21 protein-coding genes, 1 pseudogene and 2 riboswitches are annotated in these 21,490 nt (G+C 34.6%); of the genes and pseudogenes, 14 read left to right on the top strand and 8 right to left on the bottom strand.

Translation table 11 applies throughout. From position 1 onward, the window contains the following. Window positions 1-68 precede the first annotated feature (68 nt). Window positions 69-545: a hypothetical protein gene (locus DN393_RS26445; RefSeq protein WP_064475862.1), complete on the bottom strand. Its 477-nt coding sequence runs from the start codon at window positions 543-545 to the stop codon at window positions 69-71. 271 nt (window positions 546-816) lie between these two features. Here DN393_RS26445 and DN393_RS26440 point away from each other — a divergent pair, with 271 nt between their 5' ends. Beyond that, the gene (locus DN393_RS26440) at window positions 817-1,887 is read left to right on the top strand and encodes a pyruvate kinase (protein ID WP_081257298.1); all 1,071 of its coding nucleotides are present in this window, start codon (window positions 817-819) and stop codon (window positions 1,885-1,887) included. A 143-nt stretch (window positions 1,888-2,030) separates the two neighbouring features. Here DN393_RS26440 and DN393_RS26435 read toward each other — a convergent pair whose 3' ends face one another. Then, on the bottom strand, window positions 2,031-2,312 hold the full coding sequence (locus tag DN393_RS26435; RefSeq protein ID WP_002008111.1) for a DUF1292 domain-containing protein: 282 nt from the start codon (window positions 2,310-2,312) through the stop codon (window positions 2,031-2,033). A 158-nt stretch (window positions 2,313-2,470) separates the two neighbouring features. Continuing rightward, the gene (locus DN393_RS26430; protein ID WP_064475860.1) at window positions 2,471-3,151 is read right to left on the bottom strand and encodes an NAD(P)H-dependent oxidoreductase; all 681 of its coding nucleotides are present in this window, start codon (window positions 3,149-3,151) and stop codon (window positions 2,471-2,473) included. A gap of 129 nt (window positions 3,152-3,280) precedes the next feature. On the opposite strand from DN393_RS26430, the gene DN393_RS26425 reads away from it, so the two are divergent. Further along, window positions 3,281-3,661: a winged helix-turn-helix transcriptional regulator gene (locus tag DN393_RS26425; RefSeq protein ID WP_000340656.1), complete on the top strand. Its 381-nt coding sequence runs from the start codon at window positions 3,281-3,283 to the stop codon at window positions 3,659-3,661. Between the two features lie 59 nt (window positions 3,662-3,720). On the opposite strand, the gene DN393_RS26420 is transcribed toward DN393_RS26425, so the two are convergent. The 3 genes and pseudogenes from DN393_RS26420 to DN393_RS26410 form a co-directional block, all read right to left on the bottom strand. Further along, a complete protein-coding gene (locus DN393_RS26420; RefSeq protein WP_088047141.1) occupies window positions 3,721-4,320 on the bottom strand; it encodes a hypothetical protein in 600 nt (199 codons plus the stop codon). 265 nt (window positions 4,321-4,585) lie between these two features. Then, entirely contained in the window at window positions 4,586-4,897 is a 312-nt protein-coding gene (locus DN393_RS26415; RefSeq protein ID WP_064475858.1) for a hypothetical protein, read from the bottom strand. Between the two features lie 162 nt (window positions 4,898-5,059). Beyond that, a pseudogene (locus DN393_RS26410) lies at window positions 5,060-6,341 on the bottom strand (histidine--tRNA ligase). 339 nt (window positions 6,342-6,680) lie between these two features. Here DN393_RS26410 and ybaK point away from each other — a divergent pair. The 5 genes from ybaK (at window position 6,681) to DN393_RS26385 (ending at window position 11,642) form a co-directional block, all read left to right on the top strand. Beyond that, window positions 6,681-7,157, top strand: coding sequence for a Cys-tRNA(Pro) deacylase (ybaK, locus tag DN393_RS26405; RefSeq protein ID WP_064475857.1), 477 nt, complete (start codon window positions 6,681-6,683; stop codon window positions 7,155-7,157). Between the two features lie 93 nt (window positions 7,158-7,250). Then, entirely contained in the window at window positions 7,251-8,102 is an 852-nt protein-coding gene (locus DN393_RS26400; protein ID WP_064475856.1) for a P-loop NTPase family protein, read from the top strand. A gap of 578 nt (window positions 8,103-8,680) precedes the next feature. Continuing rightward, window positions 8,681-8,784: riboswitch (purine riboswitch) on the top strand. A gap of 174 nt (window positions 8,785-8,958) precedes the next feature. Further along, the gene (locus DN393_RS26395; protein WP_064475855.1) at window positions 8,959-9,837 is read left to right on the top strand and encodes a 5'-methylthioadenosine/S-adenosylhomocysteine nucleosidase; all 879 of its coding nucleotides are present in this window, start codon (window positions 8,959-8,961) and stop codon (window positions 9,835-9,837) included. Window positions 9,838-10,049: 212 nt separating this feature from the next. Then, window positions 10,050-10,406: a hypothetical protein gene (locus DN393_RS26390; RefSeq protein WP_016129918.1), complete on the top strand. Its 357-nt coding sequence runs from the start codon at window positions 10,050-10,052 to the stop codon at window positions 10,404-10,406. A gap of 408 nt (window positions 10,407-10,814) precedes the next feature. Continuing rightward, entirely contained in the window at window positions 10,815-11,642 is an 828-nt protein-coding gene (locus DN393_RS26385; RefSeq protein ID WP_064475854.1) for an endonuclease I family protein, read from the top strand. A gap of 142 nt (window positions 11,643-11,784) precedes the next feature. Here the strand turns inward: DN393_RS26385 and DN393_RS26380 are convergent, their stop codons facing one another. Next, window positions 11,785-13,215: a YfcC family protein gene (locus DN393_RS26380; protein ID WP_064475853.1), complete on the bottom strand. Its 1,431-nt coding sequence runs from the start codon at window positions 13,213-13,215 to the stop codon at window positions 11,785-11,787. Window positions 13,216-13,416: 201 nt separating this feature from the next. On the opposite strand from DN393_RS26380, the gene rraA reads away from it, so the two are divergent. The 7 genes from rraA (at window position 13,417) to DN393_RS26345 (ending at window position 21,036) form a co-directional block, all read left to right on the top strand. Then, window positions 13,417-13,896, top strand: a complete 480-nt coding sequence (gene rraA, locus DN393_RS26375) for a ribonuclease E activity regulator RraA (RefSeq protein WP_064475852.1) — start codon at window positions 13,417-13,419, stop codon at window positions 13,894-13,896. A gap of 338 nt (window positions 13,897-14,234) precedes the next feature. Further along, window positions 14,235-16,040, top strand: coding sequence for a DUF4430 domain-containing protein (locus tag DN393_RS26370; RefSeq protein WP_064475851.1), 1,806 nt, complete (start codon window positions 14,235-14,237; stop codon window positions 16,038-16,040). A 56-nt stretch (window positions 16,041-16,096) separates the two neighbouring features. Continuing rightward, the gene (locus tag DN393_RS26365; protein ID WP_149174095.1) at window positions 16,097-16,921 is read left to right on the top strand and encodes a DUF4430 domain-containing protein; all 825 of its coding nucleotides are present in this window, start codon (window positions 16,097-16,099) and stop codon (window positions 16,919-16,921) included. 22 nt (window positions 16,922-16,943) lie between these two features. Beyond that, the gene (locus DN393_RS26360) at window positions 16,944-17,822 is read left to right on the top strand and encodes an energy-coupling factor transporter transmembrane component T (protein ID WP_149174094.1); all 879 of its coding nucleotides are present in this window, start codon (window positions 16,944-16,946) and stop codon (window positions 17,820-17,822) included. Beyond that, window positions 17,795-19,456 (top strand): ABC transporter ATP-binding protein, encoded by a 1,662-nt coding sequence (locus DN393_RS26355; protein ID WP_098101592.1) that lies wholly within the window; start codon window positions 17,795-17,797, stop codon window positions 19,454-19,456. Before DN393_RS26360 ends, DN393_RS26355 begins: the two co-directional genes overlap by 28 nt. Further along, on the top strand, window positions 19,429-20,130 hold the full coding sequence (locus DN393_RS26350) for an ECF transporter S component (RefSeq protein WP_064475847.1): 702 nt from the start codon (window positions 19,429-19,431) through the stop codon (window positions 20,128-20,130). Before DN393_RS26355 ends, DN393_RS26350 begins: the two co-directional genes overlap by 28 nt. Before the next feature lie 183 nt (window positions 20,131-20,313). Continuing rightward, window positions 20,314-21,036: a YwiC-like family protein gene (locus tag DN393_RS26345; protein ID WP_064475846.1), complete on the top strand. Its 723-nt coding sequence runs from the start codon at window positions 20,314-20,316 to the stop codon at window positions 21,034-21,036. A gap of 32 nt (window positions 21,037-21,068) precedes the next feature. Here DN393_RS26345 and DN393_RS26340 read toward each other — a convergent pair whose 3' ends face one another. Further along, window positions 21,069-21,260, bottom strand: coding sequence for a hypothetical protein (locus DN393_RS26340; RefSeq protein WP_000545003.1), 192 nt, complete (start codon window positions 21,258-21,260; stop codon window positions 21,069-21,071). A 122-nt stretch (window positions 21,261-21,382) separates the two neighbouring features. Then, window positions 21,383-21,481: riboswitch (SAM riboswitch) on the top strand. Window positions 21,482-21,490: the final 9 nt, after the last annotated feature.

Raw genomic sequence — 21,490 nt, 5'->3', positions numbered from 1 at the left:
TAGCACCTCAATATATTTAAAATATAAGAGAAAAAAGATATGCAAGATGCATATCTTTTTTCTCTTTCTTACCAGGAAGCTTTTGTTTCGTGATTTACATCATTATAACCATTTAATTTATAGGTATGATTACCAATAGCGTAATCATCTCCATAATAAACACTTGTGTGGGTCGCTGTAGCACTTACATAAGTTGATTTTTTGGTACTATTACTTTTCGTATTCACTAATGAGCCATCGCCATTGAAAGTCCTTGCTTTTGCATAAATATAGTCTTCGGTCGTAGTTGGTTTCGATTTAGCAACTGCATATGGGGTACCGAAAAAGGGAGTATACACGCTAATGTTAGGGTCATTTTTAGGTGCAGCTGCAACAACCAAACTAGGAACATTAGATGTTTTTGCTGATTGAACTGTATCGTAGTTAACCAAAACGGGCTGCTTGTCTGCAGCACCCACCTCTGAAGCACTTGCGTAATTAGTAAAACCAAAACCTAAAACCGCTAACCCTAAAGTTGCCACCGCTAAAGATTTTTTCATATTCACTAATTTTCCCACCTTTTTTAAATTTTTGAGTTCGAACTCATTTCATACAATATATGAAAATTTTGAAACTCTCAATAACTTGTCCCATACTTAACTTACCTTTTACTTTTGATTCAACATTTCTTCATTTGTAAAAAATCGAATATCCCTTCTAATGCTTAGCCAGCAAGGGAAACAGGTTTAACTTTATGAAATTCGTGTAAATTTAAATCTAATCATTTCATGATCTCTGTTATTTTTAAGGTTATGTGGGAAACTTATCTAAAAAAGGATGGTGATAAAAATGACAATCGATAGAGTTTGTACAATTGGCCCAGCAAGTAATAATAAAGCAACGTTAGCGCAGTTAATAAATAATGGTATGAAAATAGTGCGGTTGAATTTATCACATGGCACGCATGAAAGTCATAAAGACATCATTCGTTTAGTCAAATCGTTAGACGATTCTATTAAAATTTTAGGGGATGTACAAGGTCCTAAAATAAGGTTAGGTGAAATAAAAGGAGAGCAAATTACACTTCAGGCGGGAGATTCTTTTATTTTACATACGCAACCAGTTACAGGGAGCAATAGAGAAGCAAGTGTTGATTATGCAGGAATCGCGAATGCCGTGAAAGTTGGCAGTAGAATTTTAATTAATGATGGCGAAGTTGAATTAATCGTTGAAAAGATAAGTACGGATAAAATAGAAACAAAGGTGAAAACAGGTGGTAATATCTCATCTCATAAAGGGGTGAACTTACCAGGGGCAATCGTTAGTTTACCAGCTATTACAGAAAAAGATAAAAAAGACATTCAGTTTCTTCTAGAAGAGGATGTTGATTTTATCGCATGTTCTTTCGTAAGAAAACCTAGTCATATAAAAGAAATACGAGATTTTATACAACAGTACAAAGAAACTTCACCGAATGTAATTGCCAAAATAGAAACGATGGAAGCGATCGAGAATTTTCAAGATATATGTAAAGAAGCAGACGGAATTATGATTGCAAGGGGCGATTTAGGAGTAGAGTTGCCGTATCAATTTATTCCGCTCTTGCAGAAAATGATGATTCAGGAATGTAATCGAACGAATACATATGTTATTACAGCGACACAAATGCTTCAATCAATGGTAGATCATTCTATTCCAACAAGGGCTGAGGTAACTGATGTGTTTCAAGCTGTACTGGACGGAACGAATGCAGTTATGCTTTCCGCTGAAAGTGCATCAGGCGAGCATCCGATTGAAAGTGTAAAAACATTACGTCTCGTTTCTGAATTCGCTGAGCATGTGAAAAAAGACGGTCCTTTTGTGATGAAAGATGTATTGGAATTGCTGCATAAGTCTTTGGATGAGTGATAAAGTGAAACTTTAATCAGTGGGGGTTTTGTCCACCCCCACTGATTATCAGCCCTCATCAATCGGGCTCTTACTGCCCGGCGAATAGCGGGATAAATAAAAAGAGGGCGGATATGCATCCACCCTCGTGTTTTTCATTCATATTATTCTTGCTCTTGCTCATCCAAAATTTTATCAAAAGCAGCAGATACTTTATCAAACTCTTCATCATTTTCAATGTATGAAAACTCGTTATCTTCTTCTACTTTTAAAAAGAAAATATCAATGTCTTCCTCAGATTCTGTTTGAATGTCTTCTACGAAGGCAACCGCAATATATTCTGCGCCTTCGACATCCATCGCTCCGAGTACTTCTACTTCCTGATCCTCATTATTCTCATCACTGAGAGTAAACACTTCGCCAACTTCAATATCAGACATATCCATTCTCCTCCTGTTCGACTCTAAAAAATAGAGCGCTCAAACTGTATACATACTAACATATCTTTCCATGAAAAATCAATTTCATACATTGGAAAAACAACTGATTCTTCAATAGAATAAGTATTTAGCTAGAAGGAGTTTTATTTGTGAGTGCTATATTACTAAATCCATTCAACAATTGTATCCATAGTCTGTCTTGTTTTATCACGCTTTGGCTCTTCTTTACGGTAACCAAAGGCAACCATAACAGATACTTCAAGATTATCATCTTTTATAATACCTTCTTGACGAAGTAAAGAATCTACTTTCTCTTTATCAAATCCTTCTATTGGACAAGAATCAATGCCGATTTGAGCTGCACTCGTCATCATATTACCTAAAGCAATATAAGATTGCTTAGACGCCCAATCAAATACAGCACGATCCGATTGTAACAAGTTAAAATCGGATTCCTGGAACTTTTTGAAGAATTCATATCTAATTTTTTGAGTGTCTTCAGGTAATCCAATAATATCGTTCATCATATATTTAATATACTCTGCATCATAATGCATATCTTTAATGTTTCTTGAAAGAACAATGACAAAGTGACTTGCTGTTGCAAGTTGCCCACCAGCGCCCCATGAATACGGTTGTAGTTTTTCTCTTACTTCTTTATTTTGTACGACAATAAATTTCCATGGTTCATAACCAAAAGAAGAAGGAGATAATCTGCCTGTTTCTAAAATGAATTTAAAATCCTCTTCTGAAATTTTGTGCATAGGATCAAACTCTTTACATGCATGTCTGAAATGGAAAGCCTCCATAATTTTTTCTTTTGTAATTTGTTTTGTATTTGTCATAAAAGTACCTCTTTTCATTAATTTGTTTTTGTAAGTAAATTATATTTTTAAAGTAACGTAGAAACAAGTACGCACATTTTTGTGTTATAGTATCAAAAAAGATACTATTGGTAAGGGAAGGGAGTTATGATGGATTGTTCGAATGAAAATAATATAAATTACCCATTTCTAAATAAATATTCTTGTCCAGTTGAAGCTATGGTTGAGGTTATTGGTGGAAAATGGAAAGGGGTTATTTTGTATCATTTATTAGATGGTACAAAGAGGTTTAATGAATTAAAAAGATTAAAACCTAATATCACACAAAGAATGTTAACACTGCAGCTGAGAGAACTTGAAGCAGATGGCATCATCCATCGTGAAGTATACCGTGAAGTTCCTCCGAAAGTAGAATATTCGTTAACTGAGCTTGGTGAATCACTACGTCCAATGATTCTATTAATGATGGAATGGGCAACTCATAATATGGAGAAAGTTTTGGAGAGTAGGAATACGAAAAATAATAGTTAAGAGTTGTAGAAATAAAAGGTGTTTTCCATAGGTGAAGACACCTTTTATTTCTATATTTTTTACTTTTTAACTTCAACTGCTGAAATTGCAAAGTCATTCAAGTTTACAGTTTTACCATACCAATCAGAGTGTTTGAAGATGATACCTTTACCATATTCTTCAGTTGAAGTACGATCCCATAGCGTTGTCGAATAGCTAGCAGTAGGGGATGCTGTACTTACAGAAGAAATTCTATTTTGCCAATTAGGAGGCAAATTTTTAAAACCGCTACTAAGAGAAAAATACTCGCCACCTTTATTTGCATGTTCATAGAAATCTGTACTATTAGGTCCGCTCCCTCCAACACCAAGGGGATTGATTGTATTATTCAACCTTTGTTTGTCTTTTTCAATAAAAGAATCTAAACTTTCTTTGTTCGAAAATCCATAAGATAACCAGTCTCCATTTTGATTTTGTTTCGGTAGAACTACAGTTATTTTTACGTCTTCCTTAGATGGAGCATCCAATTTGTTAAACGAATCTACAGTCTTTTCATCTACAGTTACATATTCAAAAGAGCTAATCGAATAATCCTTTTCGGTACTAGCTGATACTGAACCCATTCCGCCAGTTAATGCTGTAATGGCTACTGCTGCACCTACTATTAATTTTTTAAACATGAATTCATCTCCTTTAAACTTAGATTTTTTGCATAACTAAAATGTATGTTAATCGGAGTTTATTGTAAATATTTAGAATTTTATAAAAATTAAACAGAATATTCTTTTATTTGTCTGGAGTAAGAAATGCAAGTTTAAATAAAAAAGGATTTACTTAAAAAGTAAATCCTTTTTGGGTGTTAGTAATAAGCTTAGTTTGTGAGATGATTTTGTGATTTGCTAACCTAATTCAAAACTTTACTGATTAAAGTTTTATATTATCCAGCTATGAATCATACACTTCTTTTTTATTTGTGGAAGCAGCATCTAATAAAAGGAAAATGGCTGCTATAATATGTAGAACGATGTCTATATAAGGAAAGAAGGCAACTAGAGTAACGATAATACCTATATAATGAGCGTACGTATTCATGCCTGCTTTTTTAGCTAATAAAATAGTAGTGATATGTAAAGCAATCAATAGTAGTAAAGGTATCCCATCTAGGTTAACAAGACTTGGAAATATATAATAGCAAGGAAGTAATAAAAGATGATAGATTCCTGTAGTCCACTTTATTGCTTGTATGTAAGTTTTCAAAGTAAATCCTCCTAAAACAATCGATATCTATATATTACCAAAAATAATAGGTAATTGGATATTAAATACTTGTGGTTTTTAGTAGAATATAATTATTTTATGTTAACTAATTGTTTCGTTATCTATAAAATAGAAAAACCACCCAAACGAGGGTGATTCGTATTATAAATAACTACTTAAAGAAGAAAGGGGAACCTTCACCTCACTACCTTCCTTCATATTCCGCAGCATAACGGTTTCTGTACTAAGTTCTTCTTCACCAATAATAAGCACATAAGGGATATTCTCTTTATTTGCGTAATTAAGGGCACGTTTTAATTTGCGGCCTGCTAGTTCGAGTTCGACTTTTAAGGAAGTTGTAGAACGTAATTGCTGAGCAATTTGTAAGCATTGTAATTCTGTCCCGAGTGGGATGATAAATACATCCGCTGTAGATGATATCGTTTCTTTCTGTGAGAGTGCTGTATAAATAACGTCTAAACCGAATGAAATACCGACTGTTGGATAGTTCATGTTATCACCACGGAATGCTCCGATAATATTATCGTATCGACCGCCGCTACCGATGCTAGATGTAATCGAGTCATCTTTTAAAAAGATTTCATACACGGTGCCTGTATACATTGTAAGTCCTCGCGCTAAAAACGGATTGAATATAGCATTTTCATTTATTCCAAGAGCGATTAAATATTGTTGTAATTGTTGTAATTCGTTTACTCCATCGGCAACGAGTGGATTATTAAAAGTGTCTTTAAAGTCAGCAATTGAAAGCTTTAGACAAGATAAAACGGTATTACATATCGTATCAGCCATTTCTTCAGAAATTCCGCGCTCTAATACATCTTTTCGTACACCATCAATCCCAATCTTTTCGATTTTGTCTAATGATAAAATGACGTCACTCGTTCGTTCAGTAGGGATGTTAATGGACTCGAGAATGCCGTTTAACAATTTTCGGTTATTATATTGGATCGTTACTTCTAAGTTTAACGTTCGGAACAGCTCAAACGCCATACTCATAAGTTCAGCTTCTGCCATGACTGATTCTACACCGACTATATCAACATCACATTGAATGAACTCACGAAATCGCCCTTGTTTAATTGGACCATCTCGAAATACTTTCCCAATTTCATACCGTTTAAAAGGGAGGCGGATGTTCGGATTCATCGCTACGACTTTTGCGAATGGAATGGTTAAATCGTAGCGTAAGGCAAGGTCACGTTTTCCTTGATCTTGAAGCGTATAAATTTCTTTTAAAATTTCATCGCCACCGCCGTACTTGTAAGACATAAGTAAGCTCATACATATTTAACGTAGGTGTTTCTAACGGTTTACATCCGTATCGTTCAAACGTATCTTCACAAGCTCTTTTAATTTTATTTCGCAACACTTGTTCCTCTGGTAAATAGTCTTTCGTTCCTTTTACATTTTTCATTTCCATTGTAATCTCTCCTTTTTAAATTTAAAAAAGCTATGCAGGTATAAAAATACCCACATAGCTTTATGAACGCTTCGTGGGTCAACAGGAAAAGCCCTGTACCCACGAAGAAAAATTTTTCTTCGGATACACGGCATTACGTATGATGATGAAGTTGGAAAGAAGTATTAATATTTCGCATGACAAATCTCTCCTTAACATAAGTTTTTCCAAATTATATCAGATGATTTTTGAATTATCAATATTTTTAGTTTTGAAATATACGTGAAGTTATGTAGGATAAATGGAAAAAGGTGTATAATAAAACTTAATAATATGAAATAACCTTTTAAGGAGAAACCCATGAAAAAAGATAAAACAAATGCGATGCGAATATTAGATAAAGAAAAGATCGAATATTCGATGATGTCATATGATCCGGACGATGGAAAAATTGATGGCGTATCAGTAGCTGAGAAAATTGGACGAGAAGTGAGAGAAGTATATAAAACGTTAATCGCTCAAGGGAATAGTAAAAATTATCATGTGTTTATCATCCCGGTAGATGAGGAACTAAATTTAAAAGCTGCCGCAAAAGCGGTCAGCGAAAAGAAGATTGAAATGATTCCTGTAAAAGATATTACGAAAGTATCAGGATACATTCGCGGTGGTTGTTCACCAGTAGGAATGAAGAAGTTATTTTCTACATGCATTGATGCGACTGCTCAATCGCTTGAAACAATCATTGTAAGCGGCGGGAAGATTGGTATACAAATCGAGCTGAAAGTGGATGACTTAGCGAAAGTAACGAGAGCGCAGTTTGGTGAAATAACGAAATAATGATACATAGGAAAAGAAGTTCTAGTTTTATTAAATTTAGATAAAGATTTATAGGATAATTAGTCCGTTTTGTCTTTGAAAGGTGTAGATTTTTTGAATACGAAATTAATCATAGTAGAAGGGCTTCCTGGCTTTGGGAAATCCACCACTGCAAGCTTGCTTTACGATATTCTAATTGAAAAAAATATTGACGCTGAGTTATTTCTTGAAGGGAATCCAGACCACCCTGCTGATTATGATGGGGTATCTTGTTTTGATAAAAGTGAATTCGAAAGTTTGTTAGTGAATAGTGGTAATTTTAAGGAAGTAATTAGTGATAGAGTCACGAAGCGAGAAAACAATTATTTATTGCCATATAAAAAAATTAAAAATGAATACAGCTCTAATTTTCCTGAAAATTTATTAAATACCATTTTCAAAAATGATATATATGAATTACCGCTAGAGAGGAATATTGAATTAATAACTGAAAAATGGAGGGATTTTGTTGAAATAGCCAACAACGAAAATAAAATTTATATTTTTGAATGTTGCTTCATACAAAATCCATTAACAATCGGGATGGTTAAATATGGTGCAAAAAAAGAGAAAGTTATAAGTTATATTAATGCATTAGAGAAAATTATAGAGAAATTAAATCCAGTATTGTTTTATATAGAACAAGATGATTTGGAATTCTCATTCAGAAAGGTATTTAATGAAAGAGCAAAAGAATGGTCTTCTGGATTTATTGAGTATTATACAAATCAAGGGTATGGGAAGATGAAAGGCTATCACGGTTTAGACGGAACAATTAAAGTTTTAGAAGCAAGAAGAGATATTGAAAGAGAAATATTTGATATGTTAAATATAAAAAAGACAAAAATTGATAATTCACAGTATGAAGCTATCAAATATAAGTCAATGATAATTGGAAAATTGGAATCACTTAAATTTCTAGATTAATGTAGTGCTTTAATTGCGCAAGAAACTAAAAACTTTTAACTTCCACTTTCGAAAATGATGTAAATAAGCTAATCACTGGATTCTCATAGAAAACTGTGGTGAGATGAAATTTTTGATTTTACAGCACTTCAAAATCTTAGCTAGATGGCTATGTATCGGTATCCCACAATAAAAAGGCAGGAACATTTCAAATATGTTCCTGCCTTTAATTTTATTAAGTTTAATATCTATGACTTAAATATAATATAATTTGGAGCTTTTTTTTATTTTAGATGAATGCTTCCTAACGGTTGATTTTGTTAACGAAAGTCGACTTTAAATCCATATTTTATTTCACTATATGAGGGGAATAAGACTTATAGCTCAAAGTGAGGAAGATTAATTGTTGGTAAAAGATCGGTTGTTGTAGGTGAATGTAGTTTAGAGTTTGGATTGTAAGTTTTTTCTGGTTGTTATTCATTGATGAATGAAAAATACTATTATTTTAACCTTTAAAAACGAACGTTAGGAATGATTCTGATAAAAATGTTCATATATATATTGCGTGCACACTAAAAGTTTGATATATTACCAATATAATAATTTTACACATCATCACTCGTATATACTCGGTAATATGGTCCGAGCGTTTCTACCTAGTTCCCAATGAAAGAACTGGACTACGGGTTAAAGTATTCGGCCGTGCTATTTTATGAGCGCTACCGTCTATAATTTGGCATTTGTTTTATCTTTTGCTCAATTAACTTTGACTACCGTAGTTCTAGAAAGTAGAGATTCTTCTACAATTTCTAGAACTTTTTTGTTTGGACCAAAAGCATCGAGTATAGAAAACAACAAGAGAAAGAGGAGATTATTTATGAAGAAGAATACGTTGAAAAAATGTGCTGCCCTAGTAACTACTGTTGCATTGTCATTCTCAATACTTGCGGGATGTAATGCGGGTCCAAAACAAGTTGAGGCAAAAAGTAATCAACAACCTCTTTTAATTCAAGGGCCAATGCCGATAGAGGCTGAGAAGTTTGCAAAAAGATTAAAAAATGTGAAAGAAGAAAAGTCTGGAACTTTCGTATTTTATAAAGGCACTGTCGACAATTATCCTGTAATCGTAGCGAAAACAGGTAAAGGAATGGAAAATACAGCAGCCGCTACAGCAGTGGCTATTGAAAAATATAAGCCTAAGGCGATTATTAACCAAGGAACATCAGGTGGACACGATCCAAATTTAAACGTATTTGATATTGTTTTAGGAAAACAAGTAGCAAACATAGGTTCATTAAAAACAACAAATATGGATGAGAATCAAGGAATTGAGCCGACAAAATGGATTTCTATGGACTTAATGGCTTCTGAAGGAAGTGCAGGAGAAGATCCAAATGCTGAGAAAATCCGATACTACGAGGGAGATAAGGATTTACTTGCAGCAGCTAATGCGGTAAAAGATAAATATACAAAAGGTAAAGTAGTGGAAGGTACGATTGGTTCAGCAGATGTTTGGAATAATGAAGTTGATAGAATTAAATGGTTCCATACAAAATACGGTACATCTGTTGAGGAAATGGAAGGCGCTGCAGCAGCGCAAATCGCAAAAGCGTATGACGTACCATTTTTAGGAATTCGAGTGTTATCTAACAATAAAACAAACGGCGGAAAATATAATCCAAACACAGCAGCGGCAAATCAAGAATATGTTTATGAAGTAGTTAAAAAATATATAGATTCAATGCAAAGTAAATAGTAGTAGTTCTGTCCCAGTATAAACGTCAAGTAACTGTAAATGTTTTCGAGATGAATAAACTTGTCTTAGGAATGGTAGTTGAAAAAGAAAAGCTTGTTTCTTATAAAAAATATAAGAAACAAGCTTTTTTATTTAAAATAAATTGGGTAATTAAACTATAACATCAATGTTTATCGTTGAATATCATAATAATATAATGGAGGTGATGTTATATGGCTCTTACTACAGGACCAATTGAAAATGTAGGAAATCAACCTGCTAATGCAAATAGAGTTAGGGTGAAGATCCTTAACCGTACTGCGGGCCCACTTACTGGAGTAGCTAGAGTTTTTAGACTTGACGGTTCATTAGCATTAATTGAACAGATAAACTTCAATGTAAATTCTAATGCTTCTACTTTTGCAACTCTAAGTTTAGTTCATCCTGCTTTTGGACAAGCATTTGAATATGAAGTTCAAATTGTTCCTAATCAACCTGGTGGACTATATAGTGTTTATGGACTAACAGCTGAAAGTGTTATCATTACTGCACAACGTGTTGTGAACTCAGAATTGACACAGTTTCTTTAATTAAAATAGGTTGGTGCCTTACATGGTATCCAATCTATTTTTGTACTTATTCTTCAGAGGAAGAAGGGTTTTACATAAAAAATAAAGACAGTTATAGAAAAAGGAAAAGTCGATTTATCAAATATGCATAATTGCATAAAAAAATTGAAATTTATGAGTTAACATTAAACTACTTTTTAATTGTAAGGAATATTTTAATAATCTTTACTAGAGAAGGATATTCCTTGTGAAAAGTGAAATTGCTTGAAAAGTAGATAAACCAAAAGTGTGAAAATGATACAGACTCAATAGAGTTTTTGTATTAAATAAAAAGAAAAGGGTGGGTATGGCTTTCTAAAAGTTTTTGGGGGTTAGAAAGCACTTTTTAGTTAATAGCTTCAAATTATATGTTAAAGGGGAAATGGGTATATGAAGTTTCGAAATACAAAGCTTGCTATAGTTACACTATCTTCATTTTTTATTTTAGGTACTGCATCTCTATCATTCACAGATATCATACACGGTGAAGTAGCTTCTGCATCACCACAAGAGATTACTGTAAAAAGCTATGATGATACATATTATAATAATGCAATAGGAAAAACGGGTTTAGAATTAAAGAAGGAACTTCATAATATTATTGATGATCATACAAAGTTATCATACAGTGCGGTTTGGGAAGCACTAAGAGATACTGATGAAGATCCAAATAATAAAAACAATGTGATACTCTTATATACTGGGCGTTCGCAAGGGAAACTTACGAATGGTTCAGGAGTTGATAATTGGAACCGAGAGCATGTTTGGGCAAAATCTCACGGTGATTTTGGAACGACTGCAGGAGCTGGAACTGATTTGCATCATTTAAGAGCGACGGATGTATCTGTAAATAGCTCACGTGGAAATCTGGATTTTGATAATGGTGGTGTAAATCATTCGGAAGCGACAGAATGTAAATACGATAGTGATTCTTGGGAACCTCGTGATAGTGTAAAAGGAGATATCGCTAGAATGCTATTTTACATGGCTGTTCGTTATGAAGGAGACAATGGGGAAATAGACTTAGAATTAAATGAAAAGGTGAATAACAATAAAGATCCATACATGGGCAAACTATCCGTTTTACTAAAATGGAATGAACAAGACCCGGTAGATGATTTAGAGCGAAAGCGTAATGAAGTGATTTTTACGAAATATCAACATAATCGTAATCCTTTTATTGATCATCCGGAATGGGTAAATAAAATTTGGAATTAAAATATTTAAAGGTATTTTACTTTGAGAGAAGGGATTGATCATAGTGATCAATCCCTATTTATATCTATACTAGAATAAGTGATTTTTATAGGATTGGAGAATAGAATAGATATTTTATTAAGTTAAGTATAATATGAGTCTTTTAATACGGTCCCCATTCAATATTCACGCCAATAATAAGAAAAATAAGTCCAATGATAAACCAAATGAATGCAAGTGGAGCCATAAATCGAATCCATTTTCCGTAAGAAATGCCGCTCGCTGCGAGAACGCCCATTAAAACACCGGAAGTTGGGTTGAGACAGTTCACTACACCTTCTCCAAGCATAACAGCTTGTACTGTAACTTGGCGTGTAATGTGCATGAAATCGGCTAATGGAGCTAATATCGGAATGAAAATAACAGATTCTCCTGTCCCGGATGAAATGAGGAAATGTAATGCTGCACTACTTACATACATACCGATAACGCCAAATACAGGGCTATGCCCTTCGAGAGACTGTGCGAGTTGGTTAACGATTGTATCAAGTAATTTCCCTTGTTCTAAAATGACTGAAATACAACGAGCCATTCCGACGATCAAAGCACCGTATATGAGATTTTGGCAGCCTGCTAGAAAAGTAGAAGCGATATCGTTTGCTTTCATACCACCTATTATTCCCGCTGTAATTGCTATGAAAATAAAAGTAGCGGTCATTTCTGCGTCCGTCCAATGTAGACGAAAAGCGCCTATTAAAAATGCAATTAACGATAAAGCTGAAACGAGTAAAATTAATTTGTGGCGTATTGTCCAAGGAACTTCTGTTTTCTTTATTTCTTTTTCGTTTGAAAGAGCGTTACTTGGAAACCAGTTGTCACCGAGAATGCTTCCTTTATTCGATTTCTTCAAACGTTTTACGTACCAATTAATATATAAAATGGTAGCAATTAAAAAAGAGATATAGATTGCTGTACGTAAACCAATCCCTGAAAACATCGGAAGTTCTGCGATCTTTTGTGAAATGCCTAAAGGTGAGGGAGATAATATAGTAGCATTAAAACCAGCATAAGTGCCTAAATAAATAATTGCTACGCCGACGATAGCGTCCCATTTTAATGTGCGTGCAACGATGATGCCGATGGGGATAAAGCCAATAACTGAGTTAACGATAATACCAGTCGTTCCGAGAATAGAAAAGAGTGCAGCGACAATACAAATGAAAAGTAATTGCTGATTGCGAAATTTATTAATAACATGATAGATTAAACCGTCAAGGGCACCTGTCTTTTCAAGAATGGCGATGGCTCCACCTGTAAATAAAATTAAAAAGATGATCGGAGCAGCAAGTGTCATTCCTTTTTCAATAGCGGTAAAAAAAGAAACAAACCCTACTGGCGATTGTGGAACAGAATGATAACTTCCTGGTATTGTCGTTGTAACAGTACCGTTTGTAACTCTTTTAAATTCTCCAGCAGGAACGAAATATGTAGCTATTGCACAAAGTAAAGCAATAAAAAATAGTAGTACGTACGCGTCAGGTATTTTAAACTTTCGTTTACTCGGCTGTTTTTTTGCCTCGGTATGTAATTGCATAAAACCCCTCCTTTTTCACTTGATTAATTTTTAATATTCTGAAATTTATCTGTGAAATAGATTATAATAAAGGTGGCTTCTTAAGGCAATAGTTTTTCTATGCTTTTCCTGCACATACAAATTATTGAAACGTTAGACAGGGAAACGAAAATAACCCAAGAATATGTTATATAGAAGGAATAAGGAAAAGAGGGGAAAAAGATGTGGAAGACTACGGATCTATGTGATGAGTTTGAAAAAGAATTACAAATATGTCGCCAGTCATTTCGGTCTTTTGGGAAGAAAGAACAATTTCACGGGAAAATTGCAACGGTAAAGGTGAAGGATGATAATGTACTAGTGAAGGAAGGATTGCAAACACTACCAGAAGGAACGATATTAGTTGTGGATGGCGGAGCATCTACGAATTGTGCGTTACTTGGTGATAATTTGGCAGCTATTGCAGAGGAAAGGAAGCTGGCAGGAATTATTGTAAATGGATATGTTCGTGATTCTAGTGAACTAAAGAATATTAATATTGGTATTTTAGCGTTAGGGACGATGCCAAATAGAAGTGTAAAAGAAGGAAAAGGAGAGCGGAATATTTCATTGCAATTTGGACAAGTAGAATGGAAGCCGAATGAATATGTGTATGCGGATGAAGATGGCGTCATTATTAGTGAAAAGAGTTTGCATCGTTAAAGGTTAGTAAGTTACTATTCTTAGAAAATAAATCCGATAAAGCATGGACAAAATTCTTTGTCAATAGTAAAATAATACAGAAATTTAAAATTAACAGAATGTATAGGTTTATCGTTTTACGATAACTTGAATGGAAGTCAGTTGTGCCTAGAAAAGTGAATGTTATCACAATGATACGTTCATAAACAAAATTATTTTTCCTATACAAATATAGCCGCGAATGATGCGGGTCGGAGGTGTTGTACAGTTTGTTCGACACTTACAAAAAAAGAGTGTCAATTGCACGCCCTTGAAGGGCCTTTTTTTGTGTAAATAGTAGTAAGGGAGGAAATTTTGGGATGGCAATGTTAAAAAAATGGCTGCTTACGTCGTTAATGGCAGTTACACTTGTATTTGTTTCTTTTGCGAATACAGTACATATTACGTTTGCTGAAGGAAATACAGCAAAACTTGCAATTATTGGTGAATCACAAAAGGGTATTATGTTATGTCCGAAAGAAGAGCAAATTAAAGATGGGGAAACAGCTTTAAGTTTGCTGCAAAAAGTCATGGGGGACAAAGTAACAGCAGAGACAATGTCTTTTGGAACGTATGTTAAAGGCATTGACGGTTTAATGGCTGGGGACACAAGTGGCTGGTTATATGATGTAAATGATAAATCTGCAGAAGTTGGAGCAGATAGTTATAAATTAAATGCTGGAGATGTTGTTGTCTTTCGTTTTGTTGCAGACTGGAGTAATATGAGCCAGGAAACATTACAGCAAACATTAGATAAATTTGGTACTTGTAAAACTGTAGAAGAACCAAAGACAGATGATCCAAAACAAGAAAAACCAGAAGAACCAAAGACAGATGATCCAAAACAAGAAAAACCAGAAGAACCAAAAACGGATGATCCAAAACAAGAAAAACCAGAAGAACCAAAAACAGATGATCCAAAACAAGAAAAACCAGAAGAACCAAAAACGGATGATCCAAAACAAGAAAAACCAGAGCAACCAAAGCAAGAGAACATTCAAGTTCCAGCAGCGCAAGTAAATGACGCGATCTCTAAGACATCTGAAAAGATGTTACAAGATGGAATTGAAAGTGATTGGGTAGCTTTAGGCCTTTCTCGTTCTGGAAAGAATGTTCCAATTGAGGCGAAATTAAATTATGTTAAGTCAGTAACTGAAAAAGTAGAAAAGCGCATTAACCGTTTTTCAGCGACAGATTTAGCTAGAACGATTATTATGATGAATGCAATGCAAGCAGACCCTACAAAGGTTGGCGAACATAATTTAGTTCAAAAATTGTACGAATCAGATAAAGTGAATTCTGTTACAGGTTATACATTTGCTTTACTTGCATTTGATACGAAGAAATATGAAGTTCCAGTGAATTCAAAATGGAATCGAGTTGCTTTAGTAGATGCGCTTTTAAACGCGCAACATACAGATGGCGGCTGGACTTACGATAGTGCAAGCAGTAAAGACAGTGCTAGTAGCGTTGATGTAACAGGTATGGTTTTATCAGCATTAGCTCCTTATCAAGATCGACCAGATGTGAAGCCAGCTGTAGAAAAAGCTGTTGCTTACTTATATAATGAACAGTTAGAAAATGGTGGTTTTTCTGCTGATGGACAAGAAAATTCTAATAGTGCTGCGCAAGCAATTATTGGACTATCACTTGTGAAAGATGTAGATCAAAATCGTCTACATAAGGCAATGCAAAATCTACTATCATACCAACTTCCAAATGGTGAATTCAAATGGTTACCAAGTGATCAAAACGGTAGCGGAATGGCTACAGAGCAAGCATTTTTAGCTTTACTTCAGTTTGAGGATCTTGGAAAATCGATTTATGATTGGTCAAATGTATCTGTTCCTGAAATCGATAAGAAACCGAATGTGGATTCAGAAAATGTTGTAGTAGAAAAAGAAGTTACTGAACAACCAGAAGAACAAAAGCAAGTACAAGAAGAAACGAAAGATGACACGCTAAAAGTTGTTGTCGATAATGAGCCGGTTAAAAATAAAAAATCCGGAAATGGTAGCACGTTACCAAAAACAGGAGCATCTTCTCATAGTGCAGCTACAGAAGTAGGTATGGGTGTAATATGTATTGCTGCTGCATATGTATTATGGAGACGTAAAGCAGCTTAACAAAAATTAGGAGCAATCATTTGCTCCTAATTTTATTATGAAAGGTGAGAGACAACATGAGTAAGATGAAGTGGTTTATTTCTTTAATGCTTTCACTTGGGCTACTTGCCGGATGTGAAGAGGCAGCTGTTAAGCCTGAGAAGAAAGTAGAACCAAAACAAGAAGAGGTAGCAAAACAAGAAGAGAAAAAAGATGAAGCGAAACCGGAAGAAAAACCGGAGGAAAAACAAGCTGAACAAGAACAAAATAAGCAAGAAGAACAGAAAGAGAAGCAAGAACAAAAAGTAGAAGAGAAGCCGAAAGAAGAAAAGACGCAGGCACAACCAGAAGTAAAAAAGGAAGAAAAACCTCAGGAACAGCCTGCTACTAAGCAGCCAGAGCAACAAAAAGCACAAGAAGAGAAACAACAGCAACAACCGAAAGCACCAGAAGTAAAAGAAGAAGCGAAGGTTGTGAATCAACCGAAAGAAACACCGAAACAGGAGCAAAAAGAAGATCCAAATAAAGGTGGAAAAGAAGTTACTCTTCCCACACCACCGAAACCAGTGCCACCTAATCCGCCAGAACCACCTAAACCACAAGCAAAACAAGTTACGATCTCAGTAAAAGGTAATGAAGGGTACTTATTAGGTGCGAAAAAGGTGGATGTACAAGAAGGTGACACGGTCTATAATGTGCTAAAGAACACAGGATTAGAGCTTGATGTGATGGGTTCTAAAGGTGATATTTATGTAAAAGGTATTAATGATTTATATGAAAAAGATATTACTACTACTAGTGGGTGGAAATATCGTGTGAATGGTGCTTTTCCAAACTATAGTGCTGGTGTAGTAACAGTTAAACCAGGAGATACAATTGAGTGGGTGTTTGTATTAAAATAAGAAAGGCATTCGGTAAAGGGCTATGAAAATAAGTTTTTCTTCTTTACATCCTTTTGTGAATTTTTTCTATTATATCGGGGTGATGATACTATGTATGATGTGTCTTCATCCTCTTTTTTTAATTGGAGCGATACTCTTAATCGTTATAATCAATATAATGCAAGGGAATAGCGAAAAGATAAGAAAGATGTTACCGAGCACAATTGTTTTCTTTTTTATGGTCATTTTATTTAATTCATTATTAACGCATAGAGGCCGAACTACGTTATTTTGGTTAGGGGATAGCCGTATTAAGCTTGAGGCAATTATGTATGGAGTAGTAATGGGGTTATTATTAGTTGCGATTATGTTTACGTTTGCTTCGTATAATGATATTATTTCGAGTCATAAATTTTTATATTTATTTTCTAGAATTTCACCGAAAGTAGTATTGTTAACGATGATTACAGTGAGGTTTGTTCCTTTGTTTATGAGGCGATTACAGAAAATAACACTCGTCCAAAAGACAAAAGGTGTACAAGTAGATGCAGGCTCAATTGTTGAACGGGTGAAAAACGGTATGCAATTGCTGCAAGTATTATTAATTTGTTCATTAGAAGATGCGCTGCAAACAGCAGATTCTATGCAAGCTCGTGGGTTTGGTGTAACGAAGCGTACGACATATATTCGGTATAGAATGGAAAGACGCGATTGGTATATGCTCAGTTATTTAAGTATTCTACTTATCATTGCTATTATATGTAGTACGTATGGCGGAGGAAAGTTAATCATTTATCCAAAAGTCGAGTCTATTCTATTTCAGCAATACGATGGAATGATGTTTGTCGTACTTACGATGTTTATTAGTTTACCAATTATAATGGAAGGAAGGGAATGGATATGGTGGCGCATGCAGAAATAAACAATTTATCATTTGTATATGCTGATGAAAACGAATATGCGTTACAGCATATTTCTCTTTCTATTCAAAAAGGAGAGTTTATTGCACTTGCTGGAGGGTCAGGTTCTGGAAAGACGACATTATTAAAACATTTTAAAAAGGAATTACTTCCAATTGGTACACGTTCAGGAGAAATTTTTTATGATGACGTTTTATTAGAGGAAGTACCGGATTTATTATCTGCGCAAGAAATTGGTATGGTATTTCAAAATCCAGAGAATCAGCTCGTAATGGATACGGTCATTCAAGAATTAGCATTTTCTTTAGAAAATATCGGGTTACCATCACAGATTATTCAAAAACGAATAGCAGAGCTCATTAGCTTTTTAGGGTTTCAAGATTTATTGCATCAATCTGTTCATACGTTATCTGGCGGGCAAAAGCAGCTTGTCAATTTAGCTGCGGTATTAGTTATGCAGCCGAAATTATTATTATTAGATGAACCAACGGCGCAGTTAGATCCAATCGCTGCGAAAGAGTTTTTAGGATTGTTAAAACGTATTAACGAAGAACTTGGAATTACGATCGTTTTAAGTGAACATCGTTTAGATGAAGTGATACCACTTGCAACACGCGTTATTTGTATGGATAACGGCCGCATCGTTTATGATGGCAGTCCTAAAACGGTTATAGCGAACATGTGGGAAGTTGAAAAGTTCCGTCCATTTATTCCGCAAATTCCAAGATTGTTTTTAGAATGGGACGTGGAAGATATTCCGTTTACAGTGCGAGAAGCACAAATGAAACTGAATAACTTTTCAGATATATCATATGTGAATGAGCCAATAGCACAAAGTGAAAAGCGAGAAGTCATTTTAAGCGCAGAGCATATTTCGTTCCAATATGAAAAAAATAGTCCGCTTATTTTACGAGATTTAACCGTATCGATTGAAAAAGGAAAATGGGTAGCTCTCGTTGGGAAAAATGGTACAGGTAAATCTACACTGTTAACGATTTTAGCGGGATTGCAAAAAGCGAGAAGAGGGAAAGTAAAGTGGAATGGGAAAGTGATACATAAAATTGATTCGAAAGAACGATTTAAAAGGATCGGGTATGTATCACAACATCCGTATTATCATTTTACATTTGATACAGTGTGGGAAGAAGTGTATGAACGTGCACGTGAGTTATATGGAGAACAAGGAAAAGAAATAGCAGAAGATATGCTAAAACAGTTTTGGTTACATTCGCTTAAAGAACGCCATCCGCATGATTGTAGCGGGGGAGAGCAACAACTACTTGCGTTATGTACAACGTTATTATCAAAGCCGACTTTATTGTTACTTGATGAACCGACAAAGGGATTAGATCCGTGGAAAAAAGAAAGAGTAGGAGAGCTATTTAGAAAGCTACAAAAAAAAGGTACAACAATTGTAATGGCAACGCATGATATTGAGTTTGCAGCGAAATACGTTGATCAATGCATGATGTTATTTGACGGAGCAGTTATTATGAATGATGCACCGAAGGAATTTTTTAGTGGAAACTTCTTTTATACAACATCTATCAATCGATTCATTCGAAAAGAATTGCCATATGCATTAACGTGGGAGGATGTGTACGAAGCGTGTCCAAACGATATGTTGCATTCATAATATGTATTTTTGCAGTAATAATAGGCACATTACTCTTTACTACACTTATCATGGACGGTTATTACATGTTAAGTAGTTTGTTTTTATTAGTTATTATTATGTTACCTTTCTATATCCGCTTTGAAAGAAAGGCTTTTGTTTCACGTGAAATTGTGCTCGTTGCTGTGTTAGCGGCAATTGCAGCAGTTAGCCGCGTGCCATTTTCGATATTGCCAAGTGTACAACCGACTTCATTTGTCATTATCGTTTCTGCAATTGTGTTTGGGAGTGAAACTGGTTTTATGATCGGTGCAACAGCGGCTATCGTATCTAACATCTTTTTAGGGCAAGGTCCGTGGACGCCGTGGCAAATGTTTTCCTGGGGTATGATTGGTTTTATAGCTGGATTCTTACGTAATACATTTTTAATGAGAAAGCTATGGGGAAGACTTCTATACGGATTGTTTGTTGGATTTTTATTTGGCTGGATTATGAACTTCTGGGGGCTTCTCGGTTTCATACGTGAGGCAACGTGGGAAGCTGTCATTTCGTATTATATCGCAAGTTTTTATTTCGATTTGAGCCATGCGATTTCGAATGTTGTTTTCTTACTATTATTTAGTACGTCTTGGATTACGATTCTTACGAGATTCAAAAAGAAATTTGGCATATTAGATAAGCATAACATGGCATAGAAAAGCATACTCATATAAGGTAGGGTCGCGACTTACATATTCGTTTGCCTCTTTCATGCTTCTTACATATTGTAAGGAGCATTTTTTATTGTCAAAAAATAGTCCAATATATATCCGTTACTATATAAAATTATTTGTATAATAGTAGGTGAGAACTATTTTCAAAAGGGAGGTGTATAGTTAATGAAGTTAGTTATTCCGAAGCAACATGGTGCATGGGCCATGCTCGTTATACCATTTCTATTAAGTGTCATACTTGGGAAACCTACTATGTATCATATTCCATTGTTTTTAGCTTGGTTCTTTATCTATTTAGCTACGTATCCATTTCTTACGTACATAAAGCAAAAACGAAAAAAAGAGTTTTTACATGCAGCAATTGTATATTTTATCATCGCTTTCGTATTTGGGATGATTTCTCTATTATATGAATGGCGCATTCTTTTATTCGTAGCAGTAATGATTCCATTATTTATAGTAAATATGTATTACGCCCGTCAAAAGAATGAAAGAGCGTTACTAAATGACATTAGTGCGATTATTGTTTTTTGTATTGGTGGTTTAGTTAGTTATTATTTTTCAATGAAACACATAGATAAAACAGCATTATTTATTGCGCTTATTTCATTTTTATATTTTTTAGGAAGTACATTTTATGTAAAAACGATGATTCGCGAGAAAAATAACCCGAAGTATCGCCTTATATCATGGGGGTATCATATTGTATTAACAATCATTGTATTTTCAATGAATCCGTGGTGTTCTCTTATTTTTATACCGAGTGTCATTCGAGCAATTATGTTGTATGGCAAAAAAATTTCTATTATAAAAGTAGGGGTTTTAGAAATTGCTAATTCTGTATATTTTTTAATTATAACGGCAATAATTATGAAGTATGCCATTTGAAAAAGCTTCCCACCTTATGATGGGAAGCTTTTTCAATCTTGTTCTAAAATATGAACCGTGTAATCACAGCGTTGAATAGCTTGTTCGATCGCATAAAGTGATTGTTCAATACGAGCGCGATTAAAATCTTTTTCAACAGTCTGTAGCGCTTCTTCTAAACAATGTTTTGCTTCTTGTAATGATTGAAAAGAATTTTGGACATATCCGCGAGCATTTTCGTGCATTTCATAATCCTCCTTGCATATTCATATATGTATAGTATGAACAGTAAGGAACAAAATATAATTTGTTATATTTGTTTGACAATTAGAATGAAATTACGTATAGTAGGAATTAAGTGAATATTTTCTTATCCAGAGAGGTGGAGGGACTGGCCCGATGAAACCCAGCAACCGCGATGCAGGTGCTAATTCCAGCAGAACATATTTGTTCTGGGAGATAAGACGAAGATATA

It is taken from the genome of Bacillus sp. BPN334 (assembly GCF_008368885.1).
Taxonomy (GTDB): Bacteria; Bacillota; Bacilli; order Bacillales; family Bacillaceae_G; genus Bacillus_A; species Bacillus_A wiedmannii.
Note: the sequence above shows the minus strand (reverse complement) of the source record. Positions and strands in the feature narration are given on the sequence as shown.

Bases quoted from the DNA above. Each gene is read 5' to 3' on its own strand.
- DN393_RS26440 (WP_081257298.1), top strand. From the start codon at position 817: ATGGTGATAAAAATGACAATCGATAGAGTTTGTACAATTGGCCCAGCA.
- DN393_RS26435 (WP_002008111.1), bottom strand. From the start codon at position 2,312: ATGGATATGTCTGATATTGAAGTTGGCGAAGTGTTTACTCTCAGTGAT.
- DN393_RS26430 (WP_064475860.1), bottom strand. From the start codon at position 3,151: ATGACAAATACAAAACAAATTACAAAAGAAAAAATTATGGAGGCTTTC.
- DN393_RS26425 (WP_000340656.1), top strand. From the start codon at position 3,281: ATGGATTGTTCGAATGAAAATAATATAAATTACCCATTTCTAAATAAA.
- DN393_RS26420 (WP_088047141.1), bottom strand. From the start codon at position 4,320: ATGTTTAAAAAATTAATAGTAGGTGCAGCAGTAGCCATTACAGCATTA.
- ybaK (WP_064475857.1), top strand. From the start codon at position 6,681: ATGAAAAAAGATAAAACAAATGCGATGCGAATATTAGATAAAGAAAAG.
- DN393_RS26395 (WP_064475855.1), top strand. From the start codon at position 8,959: ATGAAGAAGAATACGTTGAAAAAATGTGCTGCCCTAGTAACTACTGTT.
- DN393_RS26390 (WP_016129918.1), top strand. From the start codon at position 10,050: ATGGCTCTTACTACAGGACCAATTGAAAATGTAGGAAATCAACCTGCT.
- DN393_RS26385 (WP_064475854.1), top strand. From the start codon at position 10,815: ATGAAGTTTCGAAATACAAAGCTTGCTATAGTTACACTATCTTCATTT.
- DN393_RS26380 (WP_064475853.1), bottom strand. From the start codon at position 13,215: ATGCAATTACATACCGAGGCAAAAAAACAGCCGAGTAAACGAAAGTTT.
- rraA (WP_064475852.1), top strand. From the start codon at position 13,417: ATGTGGAAGACTACGGATCTATGTGATGAGTTTGAAAAAGAATTACAA.
- DN393_RS26370 (WP_064475851.1), top strand. From the start codon at position 14,235: ATGGCAATGTTAAAAAAATGGCTGCTTACGTCGTTAATGGCAGTTACA.
- DN393_RS26365 (WP_149174095.1), top strand. From the start codon at position 16,097: ATGAGTAAGATGAAGTGGTTTATTTCTTTAATGCTTTCACTTGGGCTA.
- DN393_RS26360 (WP_149174094.1), top strand. From the start codon at position 16,944: ATGAAAATAAGTTTTTCTTCTTTACATCCTTTTGTGAATTTTTTCTAT.
- DN393_RS26355 (WP_098101592.1), top strand. From the start codon at position 17,795: ATGGATATGGTGGCGCATGCAGAAATAAACAATTTATCATTTGTATAT.
- DN393_RS26345 (WP_064475846.1), top strand. From the start codon at position 20,314: ATGAAGTTAGTTATTCCGAAGCAACATGGTGCATGGGCCATGCTCGTT.
- DN393_RS26340 (WP_000545003.1), bottom strand. From the start codon at position 21,260: ATGCACGAAAATGCTCGCGGATATGTCCAAAATTCTTTTCAATCATTA.